General features: G+C 55.1%; 17 protein-coding genes and 1 pseudogene. All 18 read right to left on the bottom strand.

Annotated features, from left to right (window positions below):
- Positions 1–2: 2 nt before the first annotated feature.
- Positions 3–2,000 carry a hypothetical protein gene (locus E8D52_17320; protein ID TKB66126.1) on the bottom strand — a complete coding sequence of 666 codons (1,998 nt, stop codon included), beginning with the start codon at positions 1,998–2,000 and terminating at the stop codon, positions 3–5.
- Entirely contained in the window at positions 1,984–4,614 is a 2,631-nt protein-coding gene (locus E8D52_17315; protein TKB66125.1) for a glycosyltransferase, read from the bottom strand. The genes E8D52_17320 and E8D52_17315 overlap by 17 nt, the downstream gene beginning before the upstream one ends.
- Positions 4,615–4,617: 3 nt before the next feature.
- Positions 4,618–5,892 carry a glycosyltransferase gene (locus tag E8D52_17310; GenBank protein TKB66124.1) on the bottom strand — a complete coding sequence of 425 codons (1,275 nt, stop codon included), beginning with the start codon at positions 5,890–5,892 and terminating at the stop codon, positions 4,618–4,620.
- 206 nt (positions 5,893–6,098) lie between these two features.
- On the bottom strand, positions 6,099–6,494 hold the full coding sequence (locus tag E8D52_17305; protein ID TKB66123.1) for a response regulator: 396 nt from the start codon (positions 6,492–6,494) through the stop codon (positions 6,099–6,101).
- A 386-nt stretch (positions 6,495–6,880) separates the two neighbouring features.
- Positions 6,881–8,218: pseudogene (locus E8D52_17300) on the bottom strand (IS1182 family transposase).
- A gap of 213 nt (positions 8,219–8,431) precedes the next feature.
- On the bottom strand, positions 8,432–8,755 hold the full coding sequence (locus E8D52_17295) for a hypothetical protein (GenBank protein ID TKB66122.1): 324 nt from the start codon (positions 8,753–8,755) through the stop codon (positions 8,432–8,434).
- Positions 8,756–9,112: 357 nt separating this feature from the next.
- Positions 9,113–9,472, bottom strand: coding sequence for a response regulator (locus E8D52_17290; GenBank protein TKB66121.1), 360 nt, complete (start codon positions 9,470–9,472; stop codon positions 9,113–9,115).
- 141 nt (positions 9,473–9,613) lie between these two features.
- Positions 9,614–10,546, bottom strand: a complete 933-nt coding sequence (locus E8D52_17285; GenBank protein TKB66120.1) for a SlyX family protein — start codon at positions 10,544–10,546, stop codon at positions 9,614–9,616.
- Between the two features lie 125 nt (positions 10,547–10,671).
- On the bottom strand, positions 10,672–11,946 hold the full coding sequence (locus E8D52_17280; protein ID TKB66119.1) for a hypothetical protein: 1,275 nt from the start codon (positions 11,944–11,946) through the stop codon (positions 10,672–10,674).
- A 26-nt stretch (positions 11,947–11,972) separates the two neighbouring features.
- The gene (locus tag E8D52_17275) at positions 11,973–12,392 is read right to left on the bottom strand and encodes a c-type cytochrome (GenBank protein ID TKB66118.1); all 420 of its coding nucleotides are present in this window, start codon (positions 12,390–12,392) and stop codon (positions 11,973–11,975) included.
- Positions 12,393–12,738: 346 nt separating this feature from the next.
- A complete protein-coding gene (locus E8D52_17270) occupies positions 12,739–13,431 on the bottom strand; it encodes a response regulator transcription factor (GenBank protein ID TKB66117.1) in 693 nt (230 codons plus the stop codon).
- Positions 13,432–13,527: 96 nt separating this feature from the next.
- Complete coding sequence (locus E8D52_17265) at positions 13,528–15,765, bottom strand: PAS domain S-box protein (protein TKB66116.1); 2,238 nt, start codon at positions 15,763–15,765, stop codon at positions 13,528–13,530.
- A 10-nt stretch (positions 15,766–15,775) separates the two neighbouring features.
- Complete coding sequence (locus tag E8D52_17260; GenBank protein TKB66115.1) at positions 15,776–16,216, bottom strand: hypothetical protein; 441 nt, start codon at positions 16,214–16,216, stop codon at positions 15,776–15,778.
- A gap of 28 nt (positions 16,217–16,244) precedes the next feature.
- Positions 16,245–17,546: a TMF family protein gene (locus E8D52_17255; protein ID TKB66114.1), complete on the bottom strand. Its 1,302-nt coding sequence runs from the start codon at positions 17,544–17,546 to the stop codon at positions 16,245–16,247.
- A gap of 13 nt (positions 17,547–17,559) precedes the next feature.
- Positions 17,560–17,952, bottom strand: a complete 393-nt coding sequence (locus E8D52_17250) for a hypothetical protein (GenBank protein ID TKB66113.1) — start codon at positions 17,950–17,952, stop codon at positions 17,560–17,562.
- Between the two features lie 97 nt (positions 17,953–18,049).
- Positions 18,050–18,466 (bottom strand): hypothetical protein, encoded by a 417-nt coding sequence (locus tag E8D52_17245; protein ID TKB66112.1) that lies wholly within the window; start codon positions 18,464–18,466, stop codon positions 18,050–18,052.
- A complete protein-coding gene (locus E8D52_17240; protein TKB66111.1) occupies positions 18,387–19,709 on the bottom strand; it encodes a UDP-glucose/GDP-mannose dehydrogenase family protein in 1,323 nt (440 codons plus the stop codon). The genes E8D52_17245 and E8D52_17240 overlap by 80 nt, the downstream gene beginning before the upstream one ends.
- A gap of 221 nt (positions 19,710–19,930) precedes the next feature.
- Positions 19,931–20,527, bottom strand: coding sequence for a hypothetical protein (locus E8D52_17235; protein TKB66110.1), 597 nt, complete (start codon positions 20,525–20,527; stop codon positions 19,931–19,933).
- Between the last annotated feature and the right edge of the window lie 404 nt (positions 20,528–20,931).

The raw sequence follows: 20,931 nt of genomic DNA, 5'->3' as shown, positions 1-20,931 counted from the left end.
ATTCAGGCCTGATACCGAAATAGAAGACGTCCCTCCTGGTTTGTTCGAGAGACACGCACATGTTTCGGAGAAGCATGTGCAGGTGCCTCGACTGCCTGGGTCGTCTCGTCGGCAAATAACAGTTCATCGGTATATCGTCGTCCATTGTGAGCAATCGTGATACGCACCGATGCTCGTTCGCCCAAGAGGAGGGCCTGCGGCCCTCGATCAGGTTCCGGGGTCTCAACGGAGATGGTCGGTTCGTCGCCCTTGTAGGGATACAGCACGGTGACGAAGCATGTGCTTGAGTCTTGCTGAGTCAGCCGCACGATCGGCGCGCGCTGTTTTTCGCCGTACGAGGGGGATACAAAACCTTCCTGGATAGAAGGGCGCACATTTGGAATGAGAGGCTGAGCGAGAATGAGTTGCGGCGAGCGGATCGACAGGGTGTTATCCGACACCATGACCGAGACCCGATCCTGCGCCGGAGGCGACAGGTGGAACAACAGGTCGTAGGTATGAAACTCAGTGGCTCTCAAGAGATCAACAATCACCCAGTATTCCCCGTTGATGAACAGCACCTTCCGCTCGTGAACAACAGGGTATTCATGACTCCGGGCGACCGCATGCAGATAGTCGAGCCCGGGCTCATGGACGAACGCTCTGCTCTCCCGCTTTGGTTCAGGTCCCGCAATCTTGAATCGGCTTTTCTTCCACTCGTACCTTGTTTGATTCCGTCCATCCACCAGCACAGTGTTGTGAGCCGCAGTGCCGCGAAAGCGGACACGCCAATTGACCGGTCCTGATTCATCATAGGTGTAGCGCCCTGGATCCATGATGAGTGGTGTGCCGTAGGCATAGGCTTCAAAGCTGAGCAGATCCAAATGCCCATGATTCCCAACGCCCAACGGGCCGCAGTCGAAGATCAAGTAGCGTTCATCCTGATACGCTTCGGTCTGATCGCCCCAGCCACTTCGCAATACATAATAGCCTGCGTGGGGAAATCCTTTAGAGCGGCTGACTGGAGGCTGTCCCTGAGCTCCTCGTGATGCAACATAGAGGAGGTCCTCTCCGCCATAGAGTTCGTAGCCCTGCTGTAAGAGGTCCAAGAAACAGCGGCTATCGCCGTCACTGAGCGCGGGGATCATGCCGTCAGGTCTGTGGGAATAGAGTGAAAACTCCAAGGCCTTCTTCACGAGCAGGTCAAACTCTGCCGGCATTTCGATCTGGTTTAGGAGGGCAAGCTTCTTGATCCAGAGGTAATTTTTGAGCACCAGATGGTGGTAGTCGGTGGATTGTTCGCAGTGGACCCCGTCGGGCAGGAGATCGGAGTGAATATTTTTCACCAGTTCGTCTTTAGACCAACTCAGCCATTCTGAAGATTCGACGAATTCTGGAAACACGATGGCTGCCAAGAAGATCGCGCAGAGTTCCAATGTTCGGTGATTTCGAGCCGGGGTGACATGGTCTCTAAGGTAGGAGAGCTGCTGATGCAGTGACTCCAAGAAAGAACCATAGAACTCGGGTGTGACACAGTGTGGCTGTCCGTTACTCACGAAATAGTAGTGGGCGAAGATCCAATTCTGGATGCGTCGTCCGGCAACATCGCTCGGGAGGAAGTCGCGGGGGACGGTACCAATCCACGAGTTCGTCAACTCAACCCATTTCTCGGCGTAGTGAGGCGCATGTGTCTCGTGATAAGCCATGCCGAGCCCGACAGCGTAATAAAATTTGTGCAGCAGGATCTGCCATTCCCGGTCGTTGCTGGGGTTAGTAAGCCACTGGATCGATCCAGGCAACTGGTGTCGTTCGCCGTTGAACTCAAATTGGTTGTCCAGGATGTGATCGATTTTGGAACGAGCCGTCTCGACCACGTCTGGAACCGGGAAATAGTGGACCGTCGGCCTGGTTTGGAAATGCTGCAGTAGGGCTTCTGCGGTCAACCTTCGAAAGGGTGTCGTGAAAATATGCCGGCGATCCGTCTTCTCAGACGGCTGATGCTGACTAGTGGCAAGCAGCATGGGCCTCCTGCTGGTGGGCGGTAGCCTCAGCCGCTTCTGCCTGAAAGAGATCAAAGAGTGTTCTCGTTGTCTTGCGTGAGTCGAAGATTCGGCAAATTGTTTCACGCCCTGCCTGGGCGAGACTGTTCCGGAAGTCAGCGTCGACCAGCAGTTCTTCGATGGCTTTGGCGAGGGCCACTGGGTCGCGTGGCGCGACAAGAAGCCCGTTGCATCGATCGTCAATCAATTCTGGAATGCCGGAGACTGCGGTCGAAATGACCGGGACGCCGGAGGCCATGGCTTCCGCCAAGACGTTTGGAATCCCGTCACGATCACCGTTATCTACGATATGACAAGGAAGGACGAAGATGGTCGATCCCTGATAGATCGCGCGGAGTTCCTCTTGCGATACGCCAGAGCCGATTGAAACCTCCTGTTCGAGGTGATACCGGCGAATCAAGTCCTGTACCAGATCCGTCTGTTCATCCGGCTCACCGACGATTCGGCAGTGAAACGGCAATCCATGCTCTCTGATGATGCGGCAGGCCTCGATCAAGAAGGGAAACCCTTTCTTCTCCACAAAGCGTCCGACCGAGAGGATCGTCGGAATCGGAGGAACCTGTCGATCAACGGAGGGAGCGAAGCGAGCCGTATCGACGCCATGATAGATGGTATGGATCGGCGCACCCTGTGAGCAAACCTCTTGCAAGTGATGGTGGTTCGCGCCGGTGCAGGTCACCACAAACTTTGCCCGGCGCAATTTGAGGCGCAGAAGATCGCCGGGATTGAGTTTTGGCAAGTAGATATCTTTGGCATGGGCGGTAAAGCTAAAGGGGAGATCACTCAATAGACCGGCAAACATGGCCATAGTCGTCGCTCCATGGCAAAAATGGGCATGCAGATGGCGAATGTTTCCCGCATCGAGCACGAAACTGGCAATCGAACCGGCACGGAGAAAGTCCTTGTAGAACACTTTCTTCGGCCATGAGAAGAACGTGCTTCGGCAGCGTAGGCTGAGTGTCCAGGCTTCCCATGCGGTGCGCAGATATCGGCCTGGAACTCTGGAGAGCAGTCGAATATGACTGGAGCAATACCGGGGAATGTTTGCGATTAGCCAAGGCACAAATCCGCTGTCTGTGTTGTCGCTGTCCTCGGGTAGATAGGTCAGCGGTGACATAACGGTCTTCCTGTGGGGTCCGGTACAATTCGCTTCGCCCTGAAAGGCAGAGAAGAGATGAAGCTGAAGCCCCATCTGCTCCAAGAGCACAATCTCATTCGTGATGAAGGCTTCCGATCGGCGGGGGAATCCTTTCAAGATATATCCGACCCGATGGGGTGCCTCGTCGTGCGTGGGGCGGGAGAATGGTTCAGGCGTATTCAGAAGAAGCTCTGGATGGGCCGATGTCGATTCATTGAGGAAGAGGGCTCTCAGGCGATGGCTTGCATGGCTGGAAGAAAATCGCTGCGCAATGGTTTCACGCCCGGTCTGCCCTAGGCGTTGACGGATTGCTGGATTGTCCAGAAGGTGGGCCAGAGCCAGCGCGAAGGCTTCCGGGTCTTGTTGGGGAACCAGGAAACCATTGTGATCATGCCGAACGAGTTCCGGGATGCCGGAAATCTCCGTGGTGACGACAGGGAGTCGACAGGCCATGGCTTCCATGAGGACATTGGGAATCCCATCACGATCGCCGTCTTCAGATACCTGACAGGGTAAAGCAAAGATGTCAGCCTCTTGGTACAGTTTCACCACTTCTTCGAGCGTTTTTTGTCCGACCAATGTGACGACCTGCTCGAGGTCCAACTCGCGGATCAAGGTTTCAAGATCGGTCTGAAGCGGTCCGCATCCGACAATGCGGCAGTGAAAGCGATAGCCACGGGTGGCCAGCAGATGACACGCGCGGATGAGTGTGGGGAATCCCTTTTTGTCGCGCAACCGTCCCACACTCACGATGATGGGAATCGTCGAACGTCTTACTGGGTGGGCCGTGCCGAGCTGATCGAAACGATCCAGATTCAGACCGTGGTAGAGACAGTGGAGCGGCGTGCCGTTGCCTGATAGGTCGTGGAGATACTGGCGATTATGTTCAGTGCAGGTGATGACGAATGCTGCATGGCGCATTTTCCGGCGGAGGGTAGACGGAGTTGCCAGGAAGATGTCTTTCGCATGCCCTGTCATACTGTAGGGGATTCCCGTAAAGCGATGAGTCAGTTCCGCAACGCTTGTGGGTGCATTTGCAAAATGGACATGGAGGTGGTCGATACGGTCGTCCTGAAGGGCAGCGGCTAGGGAGCCTGCCTGGACGAGTTTTTGCCACGATGGGTGCTCTGCAGTTTGAAGCCAGAAGCGCAGGGTCGACAGATAGCGTCGGGGAGACCCCATGAACAGACGCAGGTGGGCCCAAAATGGGTTTTCACAAAAGGTCAAAAGCGAATCAGGCAAATAGGTGACAGATGCGCGTACCTGAGCGGCCAAGCCGTGGGTGATGGTATCGGTTGGGGATTGGAGAGCGTATATCGAAAGATTCACGTCCAGCGCTTCCAAGTCCAGGACCTCTTGAAGAATGAACGTCTCCGAGACCTTGGGGAAAATTTTAAGGAGATAGCCGATCTTCTTCATGGTGGATTCGGTCGACATGGTCTAGATCGGCAAGCTTTCCGCTCTCAGTCTCGGGAGCGTGTGAACATTTGAAGGGCGAGGTATGAGAGGGTGGTTAGTCCTGATGTCTTGGACATCCACGAAGAGTTGCTTCATGGCCTTCGAAACATTGGCGGCACCATCAAGAGGTATCCCGATGTCCTCCGAGCGAGGGGGACGTGGCCGTTGAAGCGACTGCATGATGGCATGAAACAGGCGAGTGGAGGTCAACTTGGTGGGGTGAATCATCTCCAGAAGCCCCTTCGCCGCAAGACGTTCCGCGCGGATACACTGTTCAAGCCGCGGATGGACGCGCGGGACGATGATCCCACGTTGGTTGGCTGCTAGAATCTCCACAATGGTGTTATATCCCCCCATGGACACGACGAGATCGGCTGCGGTCAGATATTCGTACAGACGTGGGGTGAACTCAGTGACTGTCAACGCCAACCCGGCCTGTGCGGCTTGCTGCAGACGACGACGTTGATGGGGATCCATTAACGGACCGGTGACGAGAAACGTATCGAACGTCGGGCGCCTACCCCCAAACTGTTTCCGCAGCATGGCGATGTAAGTTTTTAAGAGCGGATAGCCATCGTCCCCGCCACCAGGCGTAACCAGCACCAACCGATCGGTCTGCAACTGTAATTGTTCTCGAATGCGCTCCCGAGACAGCTCCGGTTGAGTTCTGCCCACATACCCGCAAGAAATGAGTTTCTTCTCGATGCCGGGTGAAAGCCCATACTCCTTGACTGGGTCGTAGATAGCGCGCGAACCATAGAGCAAAATCGCATGGTACGTATTCTTTAACAGCGGCAGAGTGCCGGACTTGGCCCATTCCGCGTGAACATGGTCGGGATGGTCCTCGATGTCCCGCATGCCCAATATAATTCTGGTTGAAGGAGATTTGGTTTTAAGAAATTGGAGGGCGGGCAAGAGTTCCCCGCGTATGCCTGCCGGGGCCTTATCGACCAAGAGGATGTCGGGGCGCAGATTGCGAACGCTCTCGAGAATGATTCGTTGACGCAGCTTTAGAGTGATATCGATCGTATGCGGAAGCAGGCGCGAACAATACTGTCCGCCGGAATCCTTGGTGAGCGCCGGCAGTTTGATGTATTCCATGCGATCAGGCAACGCGTATGCGTGAGCCTGCATGGAACCGGTCAGCATAATCAGCGATGCATCAGGGATGCTTTCGGATAGGTGCGTCGCGATTTCAAGGCTGCGGCGAATATGGCCGAGACCATAGCTATCGTGTGAGTAGAGCATAATCAACATACGCGTGGTACCAGCTTTCTTTACCTCATGACATCATGAGGATGAAGGTCTTGCGAGCATCGAACAGATCGCTTTGTGGCCCCTCTCGCATCGATTCACGTAAAAGGCTGAACATTCCCTGGAGTCTTGTTCTGTTGATGTCATGATCGTTGGACGACGCAGGGTGGATTTGGTAAACGCCTTCGATACGATTCTGAAGCATCGTGCTACTTTGCATAAACTTCCCTTCGGTGTTCAGAGGGAGAAGCGGGCGTACGAAAACGTGCGATTGTGGCAATCAGGTCTTCGAATGCAAAGGGTTTCGCGAGGTATGCATCCGCACCCGCCTCCTTGCTCGCCTGTTCCGTTTCCGGTGTACCTTTGGCGGTCATGATCAGGATAGGAGATCCGACTCGTCGCTGGCGAAGTGAGCGGCAGAGATCGAGTCCGTCATCCGCCCCGAGAAAGATATCGATAATGAGAAGGTCGTAGAATCGGGCGTTGACCATATCGATGGCTTGAGACGTTCCTGAAGCAACATCTATGTTGAAGTCTTCAGCTTCAAGCCCGCGCTTCATGAAACCAACAATTCGCTCATCGTCTTCGACGATCAGGATGTGCACAGTCTTGCCTTTCCTGAGAATGTGGGGAGTCTCGCAACCTGACCTAGGTCGTGATCGTACTCGGAAAATATAAGAAGCGAATGAGCGCAAGATGAGAAATTGGTAAGAAACGAGAAGGAGCTGGAGAAGCGCCTTCTACAGACTCGAAGAGAAGAGATCTTAGCTCACATTTGGAAGCAGGCGTGTGCAGATGTGAAGCCTAGGAGCCTGTCCGACATTGATCTGAGCGCAGCCTGATCTTCCTCGCTGATCCAGAATTTGCACGGCGCACACGGATGATCTTTGGCAGTTGTCGGCTACCGCTGGGCGTTCCGCTTTGCCCGCTGGCTTCTGCCCAATGCCCGCAGGCCCTCGCCGGGACGTCGGCGGACCCGGCGCAAGGCCGTCCAGAGTTTCAGGACATTGTGCGTGGTACCGATGAGCGTCCATTCCCCGCGCACCTGCCGCATCCCGCGCAACAAGAATTGCCGATAGCCACGACCCTGCTTGATCTGGCCGAACACCGGTTCGACAATCGCTTTGCGCCGGGCATAGCGTTGTCGCCCGCGTTGTGTCCGGAGTGTGCGGCGCATGCGATCGGCCACCGACAATCCCACTGGCGGTCGGCCTCGGGGGACGGCAGGTACCACCTGGCGATGGAGTTGGCGGTCCGGCGGAATGAGCGGCGTACAGCCCAGCGCCGTGAGAGCCACGACGTTCGCCTCGCTGAAATAGCCCGCGTCCATACTCACGGTCCGGGGGATCTGCTCGGTATTCACCAGCACCTGCGTCAGCATCGGCTGGGCTTGCTGTTTGTCATTCGACTCATCGGTGATGTCCGCGGCAACGATGATCTGCGCCCGTGCGTCGACGGCGGCCTGACAGTTGTACCCTTGGACGACACTCCCCTTGGTGTCCGATGCCGGCATGATCCGGCTCTCCGGGTCAGTGAAGTTGCGCTGGGCCTTCGGGGATGGGACCGGACTGGGCGGCGACGGCGGCCGACCCCGACGGGGCTTCTTCGACGGCCAAGCGTCCTGTGCCGCTTGCCGGAGCGCCGCCTCTGCCTGGGTCTCCTGCTCTAGCACCGTCTTGGCCGCCCGAATGGTCTCCAGTCGGTGTTCCCGGCGCGCGAGTTCGGCAGGCAATTCATCGCCCCGCCGGTCCGAGCCATACGCCACCTCATCCCGGGCATCAGCGACCTCCGCTTGTGTCAGCAGCCGCTGCACCTCCGCCCGCAGCCGCGCGTCCTCCGTCACCATCCGCCCATAACTCATCGCCTTGTGCTTCGAGGCATTCGCCTTGATCTTGGTGCCATCCAGCGCGATGTGCCCCAGCTTCACCAGACCCGCTCGCTGGCAGAGCTTCAGGACCTGGATGAACAAGTCGGCCAAGGCAGTCAGATGCTGTTTCCGAAAGTCGCTGATCGTCCGGAAATCCGGCCGCTGGTTCGCCGCCAGCACCCGAAAGGCCACATCCTCTTCCAGTTCCCGCGCAATCTGCCGCGACGCCGGAACCCCAACCGCGTAGGCATAGAGCAGCACCTTCACCAGCAACTGGGGATGATACGGCACCGTGCCGCGCGTCACGCCCCGATAGGTCGCCAGGATCGGCTTCAGATCCAATGCATCGACCAGATCCGACAGGAAGTAGGCCAGGTGCGCCTCCGGCAACCACTCTCGCGGCGACGGCGGTAACAGCCACAGATCGTCAGGCTCGTAGGGGCGAAAGGTTCGGGTGGGCATGACGCAACCTCCTTGCTTCTCATTACGTAGCAATGCTTCTACAGGAGCCTGAGGCTGCATACAAGTGCGTGAGGGTTAATGTCGGACAGGCTCCTAGCGCGGTGTTCAGAGGAGGAGAAGTCGGTACTGGCTGTGCTCGACGCGCGCGCTGCAGCCGATAGTGCGCAACAACCGGGCTCGACTAGATCAGAAATCGGCACACTCCCGGGGAGATCAGTTATCACGTTTTGCAGGAACAGTTTCGAGGCCGCTCTCCGCTGGTGAAGGTGGTGCATCGATCTTCTTCTCCTCCGAACGCGGCACAGGCGTCACATTCGGTGTGGTGTCCCGCTCTGTGCATCCTGGAAATCTGAGTCCGTTTGCGCGAAACTTCTGACCCGTGGGGTTCAGTTTTGGAATGACGTCGTGGCACGTGGAACAGGGCTCACCCGTCTGTCGACTCATGGCAGGAATCGCGATTGCCGTTCTTGGAGCCGCGACCAGCACAAATCCGGACAGTACCACCCCCACAAAGAGTATAACGGCTCGTGCATACATGAGCGACCTCGTTACCCTGTGTGAAGAGCGGCCCTGACACACCGGTGCTATTGTACACCTTCTATTGCTGTTGCATTGCTATCGGTCCTGTAGAGCGTCTATCTGATGGAATTCAGCGCGTACCATTGTGAGTGATAGAAACTCGGTTGACTGGGATGGGATGGAGGGGCGTCTCTCCCGGGAGGACATGAGACGCACAACCTCGGTGGGCGCCAAGGTCCCCCTCCATCCGTTAGCGGCCTCTAGGCACGTCTCGTCAGTTGCACGAGGAACAAACTTCGCCACACCGTCCAGTCGATCTCTTGCCTCGCTCGCCGGCGGTCACCGGCACTGAATGTCGATCGGAAACAAGACGCGTTACAGCAGGGCGTCTCGTACAGACGAGCATAGTTGAGTGCTGACGACATCTTTTGCAAGATAGCGCACTGATGGATACTGATGCAGGATACACACGCGCAATTGCTCGTCCATTCCGCCGGACATTAGAATGATTGGAAGGGCCGGTTGTTGGGCCGACACCACCTGGATGACCTCCCTCCCATTCAGGTGAGGAAGCTGGAAGTCAGTAATGATCACGTCAGGCGCGTGCATACGCCAACAGTGAATCGCCTCGTTCCCATCCGCAGCTTCCACAACCCGATAACCGTCTGCCTCTAACTGACGTCGAAGCGCTTTCCGGAGGACTGCATGATCTTCAACCAGAAGAATCGTAGCCATTGTCGGACTCACTCATAAGACTTTCCATAGGATCGTTGGTCGGGCTCGACCCCGCTGGGGGCCACTGGTCAGTGCGCGGGCTCCGTATCCAACGGTCGGTGTTTGTCGATCAGACTCTCCTGTCAGCCAAGGAGTACCCTTTTAGGGGGTCTTCTCGCGTCGCGCTGGAGCCATTGGCGGTGCTGTCAGCTGTGGCGAGTGTGGCTCCATCTCGGAGAGCCGCTGACGCAACGCCCGCACATCGTCTTTGAGGGCATCGAGTTCGAGGGCTTGTTCCTTCACCACGGCTTTGAGCGCCCGCGTCTCTTCGGCAGCTGACGGTGGTGTGTCTTGAGAAGCGGGAAGGCCATGATCGGGTCGAACAGACTGCGTGTCGGCGTGGTTCAGCAGAGGCTCATCTCCATGGAGCGGCTGAGATGGCGCAGCCTCGGACGGCAGGTTCAATTCGGTGGCAAGCATGGTGTAGTCGATCATGAGCGTGGCGAGGGGAGGAGGATCGATCACGTCCGGTTGTTGATTGCGACTGGACCGCTGAACCGTTTCTGGAACAAAACGCAGCTGACGAGGTGCCAGTCCGTGCGGATTGCGAGCCTGACGATCCAGCGTGGCCCCCGAGTTGTTTCTGGCACCGTTCGCCCGGTACTGGGTCAGCCACAGATGCAGGATCCGTCCCCTGGTAAACAGCAGCCCACCCGTCATTTCACTGTTGGGACCAGAGTCATGGGTGACGCGGAAGGCCACGAGCTGGCTTTTGGCGGCTTTGGAGAGGGCCGTACTCATCAACGGGCTGAGAAAGGCGATCTCTTCGTCAGAAAAGACCCGCACGGCCGTGGTCTGGTCGTCGGGTGCTGGGTGAATCTGGACGCCACGCAACACATGAGTGAGTAGGAGAGGGCTCGCCGAGACGGGGTGGGCGGTCCTGAACCATGCATCGTCCACGCGTTGGAGCAACACGGCGCCTCGAGGACCATCCGCAAAGACGGTGTCTTCGACTGTGCGAGACGTCGCACAAGCACTGATGAGCAGGCACACCACGCTCACCAGAAATGGAACGCCGACCCTTATGCTATTCATTCGAGAAGCTCCTGCACCACCGATTCAGTGCGGTGCCGTACAAGACGGTTACTGGCTCTCATATCATGTGCGATGGCCTTACCCATGCTTCCCCTATCACGAACCAGACGCTGTCAGTCAGCACCTTAATACAGCGCGACGAGGAAGCCTCGGGCGGCATAGGAATCTTGCGATGAGGCGCCCGCCACACCGCCACCGTCATGGACGCGCCATTCTCCCTGAAGGTACACGCTGGGGGCAATGTAGTACCGACCCATCACGGTCGTGCGACTGCTCGATTGTGCGAGCTCCTGATCGATATGATCGAAGCGGCCCCCGAGCACGAATTTCTTGGTGGGGATGAACGGGATATCGTGGGGAATAAACAAGACCTCCGCCATATAGTTCTGGAGCGCTCTGTTGTAGGTAGCATTTGTTAAAGCCCCATTGCCAGTCGCGGGGAGGCCATCAGAGCGAAAATACCCGGCCGTGGCGATGAACGGACCCAGCTTCACTTCCCCCGCGATACCCCACTTATCGACGCCTTTTTTGCCATCGATTGTAAAAGGATCTAACGCGGACGTCACCACATCACGTTTATAAATGGCGCCTATCGTAAAGCGCTCAAGAAAGTGAATGGAATAGGTCGCATAGAGCCCCGGAAAGCCTAGATGGTTGATCCCCCCGAGCGATTTTGGTTGAAAGATCCCAATGGCATAGCGATGGGTGATGCCTCCCAGCAGCTCTTTCTGGATCAGGTGTCCATTGATCTCCACCCCGGTGTTGTAGACTTCCGGTGCCTCTGCCTCGGTACTGCCACCGTTCCGACGCGCGCCCAGGATGCCGAGCGCTTCTTGCGCAAAGTAGCGCTGTTTAATCACCCGTTGCGAGTGTGAGAGAAACGGGAGGGCAATATCGAACTGCCCGACTTTGAGATTGAGCAAGCCCTGGCCGGTCGTTCCCACGAGATCGTTGACTTGCCCGTAGGCCTGCCCCACATTGACATTACCTTGGGCGAAATCCAGCACGCCATACGCGGACACCCGGCCCTCTTTCCCAATTGGAGCACCTGCCAAAAGTGCGACTTCATCAATCTTCAGCAAGGTCTCCTGGCCCCCGGCACCCACACCGCGTTCCTTGGTGAATTCCGCTTCAACCTCGACCTCGCCTGAAATCGGGACATGTTTCATATCTTGGATGTCGTGCCACTCTTTGTCTTCGGGAAAGCGAAAACCATTGGTGCGAAAGTTTTGCCCCGTTTGGTTCAGTTTGGGAAACGCCGTATGGCACGTCGAACACGATTCTCCGGTTTGCCGACTAAACGCCGGAATCGCCGCCGCCTCCTGAGGCGCGAGCATCGCCACGAGCCCCGAGGCCAGACTGCCGAGTATAACGGCCAACATCAACACCCGAATACGCATGATTCCTCCCATTAGATTGAGGCACGCTACCGTGCAAAAGACCGAATATAGTGCACGAGACTCCACATCTGCTCGTCCGAGAGCTTCTTCTTGTATCCCTTCATTTCTGTGATGTCCGGATCGCTGCCATAGCAGATAATCCAGAACAACTGTCCGTCCGGTATCGTTTCCATCAGGGATTTGGCCGTGTAATTTCTTGGTTTGACGTCCATGTCCTTGGTGGCGGATCCTTTGCCATCCCCATTGGAGCCGTGGCACTTGCTGCATCGGTTCTCGTAGAGGCTTTTGGCCTCTTGCAGCGTGTCGGTGGTATGGGGGACCGGATTGGTCATCTTGAGGAATGGTTCCGGTGCCCTCGGAGTCTCATGTTCCGTGGCGTAAGTTGCCATGGGCCACGTCACGAGCAGCGTGAAGAGCACTAACATAGCTACACAAGTTGCCCTCATACTCTCGCTCCTTTTCTGAATGAAACCTGACACCGTTCCATTTTTCTTGACGCAATTCGGCTGATTCTGTTCCGAATGACTACGTCTTATGATTCTTCAATGGATGCAGGAGTCATTTTGATCACAGTCGCAAGGCCTTGGATGAAGCCATACGCACCTCATTATTCTTCAGCTTCACACTCACGCCTCACCCTTCTCAGATCATGTGAGTAGTTTACGAAGTATTATGAGGTCGTTAACTTAGTTCAGAAAGGTAAGAGGCGAATGAGAATATGATGAGAAATTGGTAAGAAGTGAGAGGAAGGCTGCGCGATGACCGTCTCAAAAAATACGGAGAGTAGGGCCTTTACAAGGGCTGATTGTCTGAGATCTTGTACCCGAAATCCCGCACGGTCTGAATGAGCTTGATCGTCGATCCTGCATCGATCTTTTTCCGAAGATATCCAATGTAGACATCGACGGTATTAGTCAGTGTGTCGTAATGATAGCCCCAGACATGTTCCAGGATGGAGGTGCGACTGAGTGCCTTGGCGGGATTCGACATGAGAAACTCCAGCAGATCGAATTCTTTCTTGGTCAGTGCAAGAATGGTGTCTCCCCTGCGTACGTCGCGAGTGCTTCGGTTAAGTGAGAGATCGGCGATCTGCAGGACACTGGTTGCGTCTTCTTTCAAGACCGGTGTACGTCGGAGTAGGGCTTTGATCCGCGCGAGGAGCTCCTCGAAGGCAAAGGGTTTCGTGAGATAGTCGTCGGCTCCGTGGTCGAAGCCGCTCAGTTTATCTTCAAGTCCATCTTTGGCCGTCAGGATCAAAATAGGGGTTTGAACCTGTTCACGACGCAAGGCTTGACAGACTTCGTGACCGCTTTGGTCAGGCAGCAGAAGGTCAAGGAGGATAAGATCATACGGAGCCATGCCTTTCTCCACTCCTTCGCGTCCGTCCTGAACGACATCCACCAGATACCCTTCTGCCTCCAAACCGCGCCGGATAAAGCTCGAAATGCGTTCGTCGTCTTCAACCACGAGAATATGCGTACTCATAGATCATTTCTCTCTGTCAGGGGAGTGGATAGCTTTTTGACGAATGCGGTGGAGTTTCGTAAACACATGATCGTGTTTTTAGGGATCACAGTAATCCTATCTATCCGCTCGGGAGAGCTGGGATCCAGACAGTGGACATTCAACGGTGACGGTGGTTCCCCGATCCAGAGCGCTTGCGATGGAGATTGTTCCATGGTGCGCCTCGGCGATCCATTTGGCGATCGGAAGGCCGAGCCCTGCTCCGCCGACTGCCGAGGGACGGCCCCGCCAGACTCGATAGGCTCGCTTGAAGACATGCGGAAGATCGGCGCCAGGAATTCCAAGCCCGTCATCGGTGATGGTCACGCGTGCTGCTTCGTTCTTGCTCTCTAGACGCATCACAATACGGCCACCTGGCCGTCCGTATTTGATGGCATTGTCTGTGAGGATCATAAACAACTGTTTGAGCCGTTCTGGGTCTCCCTGCACGATTGCATCATGCGACGCCCCTTCACGCGTAGCGCTCATACTTCGTGATCGAGCGAGAATATTCGTCTCCTGGCATACTTCGTCAAGAATGACCGACAGCGATGTGGGCTTCAGATCGATCTGCAGAGTCCCTGATTCAGACCGAGCCAAAAACAGGATATCACCAACCAGCTTGTTCAATTGGTTGGACAATTGGACAATCCGTTCCAATGTGGTCCGATACTCCGAGATCGGCTTCTCCTTCCCTCTGAGTGTCACTTCAGCTTCGCCTCTGATGACGGTCAAGGGGGTCCTGAGCTCATGGCTGATGTCGGCAAAAAATTGCGACCGCAACTGGTCGAGCGCTTTCAGTTTCTGGTGGGCATCCTGCATCGTGTCAACCGCTTCTTTTCGCTTTGTGACATCCTGTTTAATGCTGACAAAATGACTGATCCCACCGTTCCGGTCGCGGACGGGAGTGATCGTTTCCTCTTCTGTGTAGAGGCGTCCATCCTTCTTCCGATTGGTGCTCTCACCATGCCACACTTTCCCGTTCATGATCATCTGCCACTGTTTCTGATAGAAGGGCTGGTCTTGTCGATCAGATGTCAGATTGCGGATATCCCGGCCGATTACTTCTCCATAGGAATAGCCGGTCAACACGGTGAAGGAGGGATTCACCCAAGTGATGCGCCCAGATCGGTCCATAATCATGACCGCATTCGCGGCGGATTCGAGCGCCGTGCCTTGCAAACGAAGCTGCTCCTCCTGCTGCTTCAGCTCCGTCATATCCTTGGCGACACACGCGATGCCCTGCGTGCTTCCGTCCTCGTTCTGCATCACAGCGGCGGAGAACAGCACTGGGACAGCACGGCCATCTTTTGTGAGGTAGGTTGTTGTAATCTGATGAATCGAACCATGCCTGAGGATCTCCTGATACGTCGTCCCACCCAGTGGGTTTTCATTCGAGGGGAAAAGGACGTGAGCGCCTTGCCCCAATAACTCCTGTTCCTCGTACCCGAGTAGATTCAGAGCAGCGTGGTTGACACTGCGGATCGTGCCATCCGGATTGAACACAATCAAAATATCCGTCATGGAACGAATGACGTTGTCCACATAGTTTTTAGACACGGTGGTCTGTAATAACTGCTCGGTCATGCGGTTGAAGCAGTTCGCGAGTTCGCCCAACTCATCATTGCTGGAGACAGGAACGGTCGTGTACAAATCTCCCTCCGCAACTTTCTTCGTCGCTTCAGTGAGGGGACCAATGATATGAAGAGATCGTCGGAGCAACAGAATAAATACACCGCCTCCGACCATGGTTATGAGCAGGCTGGTCACCAGAGTTTGGATGATCAGGGTATTGAGCCGTTGTTCAAGCGCGCGCCGATCGAGGAAGAGCCTGACCCATCCGATCGGTGAGGGAGTGAACCGGCTAGCGTTCATGGTCGGGTTCCCCACATCGACCACCATGCTTCCGAACTCCGAAACAGGAAACCCTTTTGTGAGGATCCTATCTTTCTCCCACACCTCCTCTGTCTCCATAAAATCCAGATCCTCGACCGTGAGCTGAATACCAGAGAACTCGAGCCACAGCGTTTTTGACGACCGATAGGCCAGAATAGCCACGACATCCTCGCCCTCACCAAGGGATTGCAGAAGAGAGGTCAACTCTTCCACATCTTGTTCGCGAAAATGCGATCGGGCTTGTGATGCGATAGTTTTAACGATGGTCCGCCCTCGTATTTTGAACTCCTGGAACATGGCATTGCGGCTGGAGCTATACGCGAAATAGGTCAAACCGGAGATGGCACATATGAAGACGGCGCAAAAGAGAGCCATCACCTTGTGTGACAGTGAGTGTGTAAGCAACCGTGGAATCAACATGACGGTCTCATTATGGACTCTCGACAATCAGAATGACTTTCGTGAGGCCGTCATCGATCTGCCTGTACCGTGACAAACTGACATACCCGATCGCGCCTTCGATCGTGCCGACAAAACGCAAGACGGCGTCGTCCGACCGCTCGATCACGCTCTGCACAGGAATCGGCGTGCCTTGGCGGTAAAAGACTTGATCTGGTTTGGCATTCAAGACTTGAAGGTAAAACCCCTTTCTCGTCTCAGCTGAAATTTCACGATTGACCAATTTAATTCTGTCGCCCCCTGGCCAATGAAGACTCTCTCCCCGATACATGCTGGCGACGGTCGTCGTGCTTAACGAGCTGTTGGGGTTATTCTTGTTGACGATCACCGCGAGGGATTCAGCATGGGCGAGCGTCGCACAGAGGCAGAGGGCGAAGGCGATCGCTAGCGCCTCCGCCCAGCACTTCAACATAGCGAGTGGGCAGTCCATGGGCGAGCCGTTAGAAGATCCACGCGATGGATGTGAGAAATCCGTCGGAGGGAGTTTGATTGAACTGGCCGTGATTGAATTGATACTCTGCCTTGAAGACGTAATCTTCGACCGGGCGGTAGTTGAAGCCGATAATAAACTGCTCACCGGTCTGACTCCCCGTGGGGCTCGCGGCGGTATTGATCTTCGTACGGCCATAGAGCCCGACGAGAGCAAACGTCGGATTATTGAAATGGCGCCCGAGAATGGTCGAGTTCAACACCGAGGGCCAGAAACGGTAGGTCAGCTGGAGATAGTATCCCCATAAGCTTGATGGCGTCGTTGATCCTTGAATGTCAAAGCGCGCGAATTCTCCCCGCAAGACAAAATTTTCCCAGAGAGTCACATTGCGAGGCCGGAATTCAGCATCAAAGGCCATACCGGTGATCAGATCGTTAGAGCCAGGCTTGTACGCTCCACGATATCCAGAAAATCCAACTTCGTACTGGTCGAAAAATTTGAGGGTTCCCCGGCCGACAACGGCTTTATCACCGTTATTATCGGTGCGCAATCCTGTTCGTGCGTTACGGAGGCCGCCGTCCGGGCTGCTTGCCGAAACTGCAGTAAACCCATTCGTCAGCCCGTTAATCACCTGAACTTCGTAGGTGGCTTTGACGTTCTCCGAGATCGGCAGCAAACCGAACATGCTGAATCCCAAATCGGCCCAGTTGGTGGGGGTCACGAGCCGTGCGACGGAAGGCGGGCGGGTGAGGTCTCGGCGAGGATCGAAGTGATCGAGGTTGAATTTTCCGAACGGAATCAACAGCACACCGGCACGCACGTTGAATGCTTGAGCAAGGAGAAGATCGACGTAGGCCTGTTCTGCCTCAGCCGTCCCATTCGGGAGGCCCAAATCAAGTTCGGTATAGATACGAATCCGGTCATGGAAATTCCCAGAAAGCAAGACTTCGAAGTTGCCGTCATGGGTCGTACGTCGGTCCCTGAAACTTTCAAAAGCCACGGCACCGTACGCGCCGACTCGGATGTTCTGGACAAGCTCATCCGATAAACTGCTTTGTTGTTTTTCTACGACCGCGAGACGGTCTTTCAATTCCGTCAGTTCTTTTTGATGCTGTTCCTCCATCTGCTGGAGCCGTTCTTTCAGCTTGTCGATTGTTTCTTCCTTTGGCATTCCGACCGGCTGGTTTGCGGCTTGAGCAAACAACGCGCTCGGAAAGAGTATGCAAATCAGAAGAACTACAAGCACGACCGCATACGATATGGGAGGCCATTCGTCACTGCATACATGATACCGAAGTTGAAGCGCGCTCATGCCATATAGCTCCCTATCGAAGCGGGATAATGATCCAGTTGGTGATCCCACCCTTTCCATCTGGACGTTTTGCATAATGCCGTTGTTTAACGCCTGGATGCAACTCCCACCTAGGTGTTTGCTGCTGATAGGTGTTTTCTTCTCCTTGATACACAGGCTTGTGCAGCTCTTCAATGATCAGATGCAGCTCATCATGGAGAACGAATACGAAGCCTTTCGTGCGGTGGTCGGGCTTCTTTTTATCAGCCACGCTAAATGCGACGACTTCTTGCGGTAGAGCGACGCCCAACGCTTCGGATAGCGCAGATCCCAAGAGTCCCCTCTGATGTTCTGTAAATACATGGTGTCGCTGTCCTCGTGAAAACGGGAGGAGTGAACGAGCTTCATAATCAAAGGCCCCCAGCATATCGGAGGTCTCTTGAGGTTGTATCGCGTACGGGTGGTTGTATGGTTCGAGTGATGGGTATCCGGCCGGCATCTCGCGGAGCGTAATCGTGAGTACCTTAGTTTGATGAATTGCGCGATGGGGGTGAGTCTGGCAGGCTTGGAAACTGCAAAGGGTAAGAACTGAAGCCATCGCTAGCCCACACTTTGCCGTGATCGATTCCATCACTCGTCTCCCAATTTCTGAACGTTGAGCTGGGCTGCGCTTTGTTCTGCGGCTGCGTGACCGCACATGTGGCGCCTACTTCCGTCTGGGGCAACCCATTGGCCTCAATCACAGCGGTGATCTGTCGCATGAGATCAGATCGTGCACGCAATTCGCGGCCGGTTCCGAGATATCGGCCACGGCATCCCACACGCTCTTGAAACTGTGAACCCTCTTTACCTAAGATCCCTTCAGCGGCTCTGAGGACTCCGTGCCGGACGCCCCACCGAGACATGCGTGAACCCGGTGGCCGCGACGCGTTCGGAATCATAGACGTTCCGAAGGTCGATCACGAGGGGCATCCGCATAACCGACTTCAGCTTCTCGAAGTCGAGGTTTCGAAACACGTTCCACTCCGTCATAATCACCAGGGCATCAGCTCCTTCAGCAGCCTGGTAGGTATCTCGGCAAGCCTTGAGCTCAGGTATCAGCTGGCAAGCTTCCGTCAGTGCCTCCGGGTCATACGCACGAATCGTGGCTCCTTCCGTCAGAAGTTCTCGGGCAATCGCTAACGCCGGAGCCTCTCGGAGATCGTTCGTGTTCGGCTTAAACGAGAGGCCAAGAAAGGCCAACGTTTTCCCCTTCAGTCCCCCAATCGCTTCCCGAATCTTATCAATCATCCGTCCACGTTGGATATCGTTGACACGTGAGGCCGCTGAGGCAATCTGCATGGGATACCCGTTGTGTTCGCCTGTCTGAATGAGCGCCGCCAAATCCTTGGGGAAACACGATCCCCCGAAGCCAGGGCCAGCATGAAGGAACTTCGCCCCGATTCGATGGTCAAGCCCCATCCCCTTCGCCACCATCTGCACATTGGCTCCAACTTTTTCACACAGATTCGCGATTTCGTTGATGAACGAAATCTTCGTTGCCAAGAATGCATTGGACGCGTACTTAATCAACTCAGCCGTCTGCACATCGGTGACAACGATGGGCGTTTCAATAAGATAGAGTGGGCGATACAGGTCCTTCATGATGGCGACGGCTTGGTCGCTATCAGTGCCGATTACTACGCGATTCGGTCGCATGAAGTCTTCGATGGCTGATCCTTCTCGAAGAAATTCCGGGTTGGAGACGATGTCGAACCGAACGGTCGATTTCTGTGTCTTCTTGACGACCTCCCGAATGGTTTCCCCGGTCCCGACCGGTACGGTCGATTTGGTGACGATGACCTTGTAGCTGCTCATATGCTGGGCGATGCCTTTTCCCACCTCTTTCACAAACGACAAGTCGGCGCTCCCGTCTGCGCTCGGAGGAGTACCGACAGCGATAAAAATTGCTAGAGCTTTCTCAACGGCTTGAGCGATATTCGTAGTGAAACTCAACCTGCCTTCTTTGACACCCTTGGCGACCAGTTCGGCGAGACCCGGCTCATAAAACGGGATCTCCCCTTTCTCAAGCTTCTCGATTCTTCGGCTGTCGGTATCCATGCAGGTGACCTGGACGCCGAATTCGGCAAAACAGGCTCCGGTGACGAGTCCGACGTAACCGCTGCCAATGACACTGATGTGCATGACCACCTCCTCATGACATGACGTCAACTGTTTGAGCGTATAGCAGAACCGCCGATATGTGCCTGTACCGGATATCCCAGCTGGTCGGTTGAGCAAACAAGGTGCCGAGCAAGTGCGTGCCCAGGCGAAGAGTCACTCGTGTGATCGCGCGCCACCTGGGTGCCCATACATCGATACCATCGATACGGCTAAGAAAACGAGGCCGATACTTTCTCGATTCCTTATCGAAGAAGGGTAATGACCCAGTTCGTTATCGCTCCCTTGCCTCCTGGACGGCCCGTATAGTGCCGTTGCTTGTCGCCGGGAAGTAACTCCCATCTAGATGTTTGCTGCTGATAGGTGTTTCCTTGTCCTCGATACACAGGTTTGTGCAGCTCTTCGATGATGAGATGCAATTCGTCACCGTGCACGAACGCCACACCTTTCGTGTGTTGATTAGGATTCTCAGGGTCGGACACGATAAACGCCGCAACCTCTTGGGGGAGAGCGAGGTTCAGCGCTTTTGATAATTCCGGTGCCAAAAATTCTGCCTGAAGCCTGGTAAATACCGGTTGTCGCTGCCTTTGTGAAAACGGCAATATTGAGTCGGCATCATAGTTGACCGACTCCAGGATAGCTAATGCATCCTTGGGTAGTATCATGTGCGCGTAGTTAAACGGAGCAAGCGAGGGGTACCCAGCCGGCATCTCGCGGAGAACGACCGAGAGAGCTTTTGACTCGTGGATGACAAGATTCTGAGGAGTGCTGCAGGCCGGGAAGCTACAAAGAACGACGAGTAAAGTGGCCATGATGCTGCCCGTGGGCATGATCGAATCCATTAGTCGCTCTCCAATTTCTGAGCTTGAGATTAGCTGTGCTCCCCGTGCTCTGCCCATCCCTGACTCCCAGACTTCGAATGCAACTGCTTTTTTCAGAATTCTAGTAGTCTCGCGATTACTCAGGGCGTCTGTAGGGGGCTTCCTTACCCACTGTTTGACGAAGTAAAGTGGATTTTGTAAACAACGGTCCGTCGTTTTTCTGAAATCATTACTACGTGATTCATTCAGCCGTGGAGATCAGGGATGCTGAAAAGACCGTGAGGATAAGTCACAGATCGACCTGACTGCTGGCCTCTCGTATCAGCAAACACGCCTACAGAGTATCCAATCCCATCAGGATCGGTGTGATACAGAGGCCGAGAGTAGTGTGTACTCCTAGCAAGCTTTCGTTTCGCCTAAGTGAA

The organism is Nitrospira sp. (genome assembly GCA_005116745.1).
Taxonomy (GTDB): Bacteria; Nitrospirota; Nitrospiria; order Nitrospirales; family Nitrospiraceae; genus Nitrospira_D.
This window is presented reverse-complemented; position numbering and strand designations above follow the sequence as displayed.

Coding starts and splice junctions, on each gene's coding strand:
- E8D52_17285 (TKB66120.1), bottom strand. CDS start 10,546: ATGAATAGCATAAGGGTCGGCGTTCCATTTCTGGTGAGCGTGGTGTGC.
- E8D52_17295 (TKB66122.1), bottom strand. CDS start 8,755: ATGTATGCACGAGCCGTTATACTCTTTGTGGGGGTGGTACTGTCCGGA.
- E8D52_17265 (TKB66116.1), bottom strand. CDS start 15,765: ATGTTGATTCCACGGTTGCTTACACACTCACTGTCACACAAGGTGATG.
- E8D52_17320 (TKB66126.1), bottom strand. CDS start 2,000: ATGCTGCTTGCCACTAGTCAGCATCAGCCGTCTGAGAAGACGGATCGC.
- E8D52_17260 (TKB66115.1), bottom strand. CDS start 16,216: ATGTTGAAGTGCTGGGCGGAGGCGCTAGCGATCGCCTTCGCCCTCTGC.
- E8D52_17250 (TKB66113.1), bottom strand. CDS start 17,952: ATGCTGGGGGCCTTTGATTATGAAGCTCGTTCACTCCTCCCGTTTTCA.
- E8D52_17290 (TKB66121.1), bottom strand. CDS start 9,472: ATGGCTACGATTCTTCTGGTTGAAGATCATGCAGTCCTCCGGAAAGCG.
- E8D52_17255 (TKB66114.1), bottom strand. CDS start 17,546: ATGAGCGCGCTTCAACTTCGGTATCATGTATGCAGTGACGAATGGCCT.
- E8D52_17315 (TKB66125.1), bottom strand. CDS start 4,614: ATGTCGACCGAATCCACCATGAAGAAGATCGGCTATCTCCTTAAAATT.
- E8D52_17275 (TKB66118.1), bottom strand. CDS start 12,392: ATGAGGGCAACTTGTGTAGCTATGTTAGTGCTCTTCACGCTGCTCGTG.
- E8D52_17245 (TKB66112.1), bottom strand. CDS start 18,466: ATGATTCCGAACGCGTCGCGGCCACCGGGTTCACGCATGTCTCGGTGG.
- E8D52_17235 (TKB66110.1), bottom strand. CDS start 20,527: ATGGATTCGATCATGCCCACGGGCAGCATCATGGCCACTTTACTCGTC.
- E8D52_17310 (TKB66124.1), bottom strand. CDS start 5,892: ATGTTGATTATGCTCTACTCACACGATAGCTATGGTCTCGGCCATATT.
- E8D52_17280 (TKB66119.1), bottom strand. CDS start 11,946: ATGCGTATTCGGGTGTTGATGTTGGCCGTTATACTCGGCAGTCTGGCC.
- E8D52_17240 (TKB66111.1), bottom strand. CDS start 19,709: ATGCACATCAGTGTCATTGGCAGCGGTTACGTCGGACTCGTCACCGGA.
- E8D52_17270 (TKB66117.1), bottom strand. CDS start 13,431: ATGAGTACGCATATTCTCGTGGTTGAAGACGACGAACGCATTTCGAGC.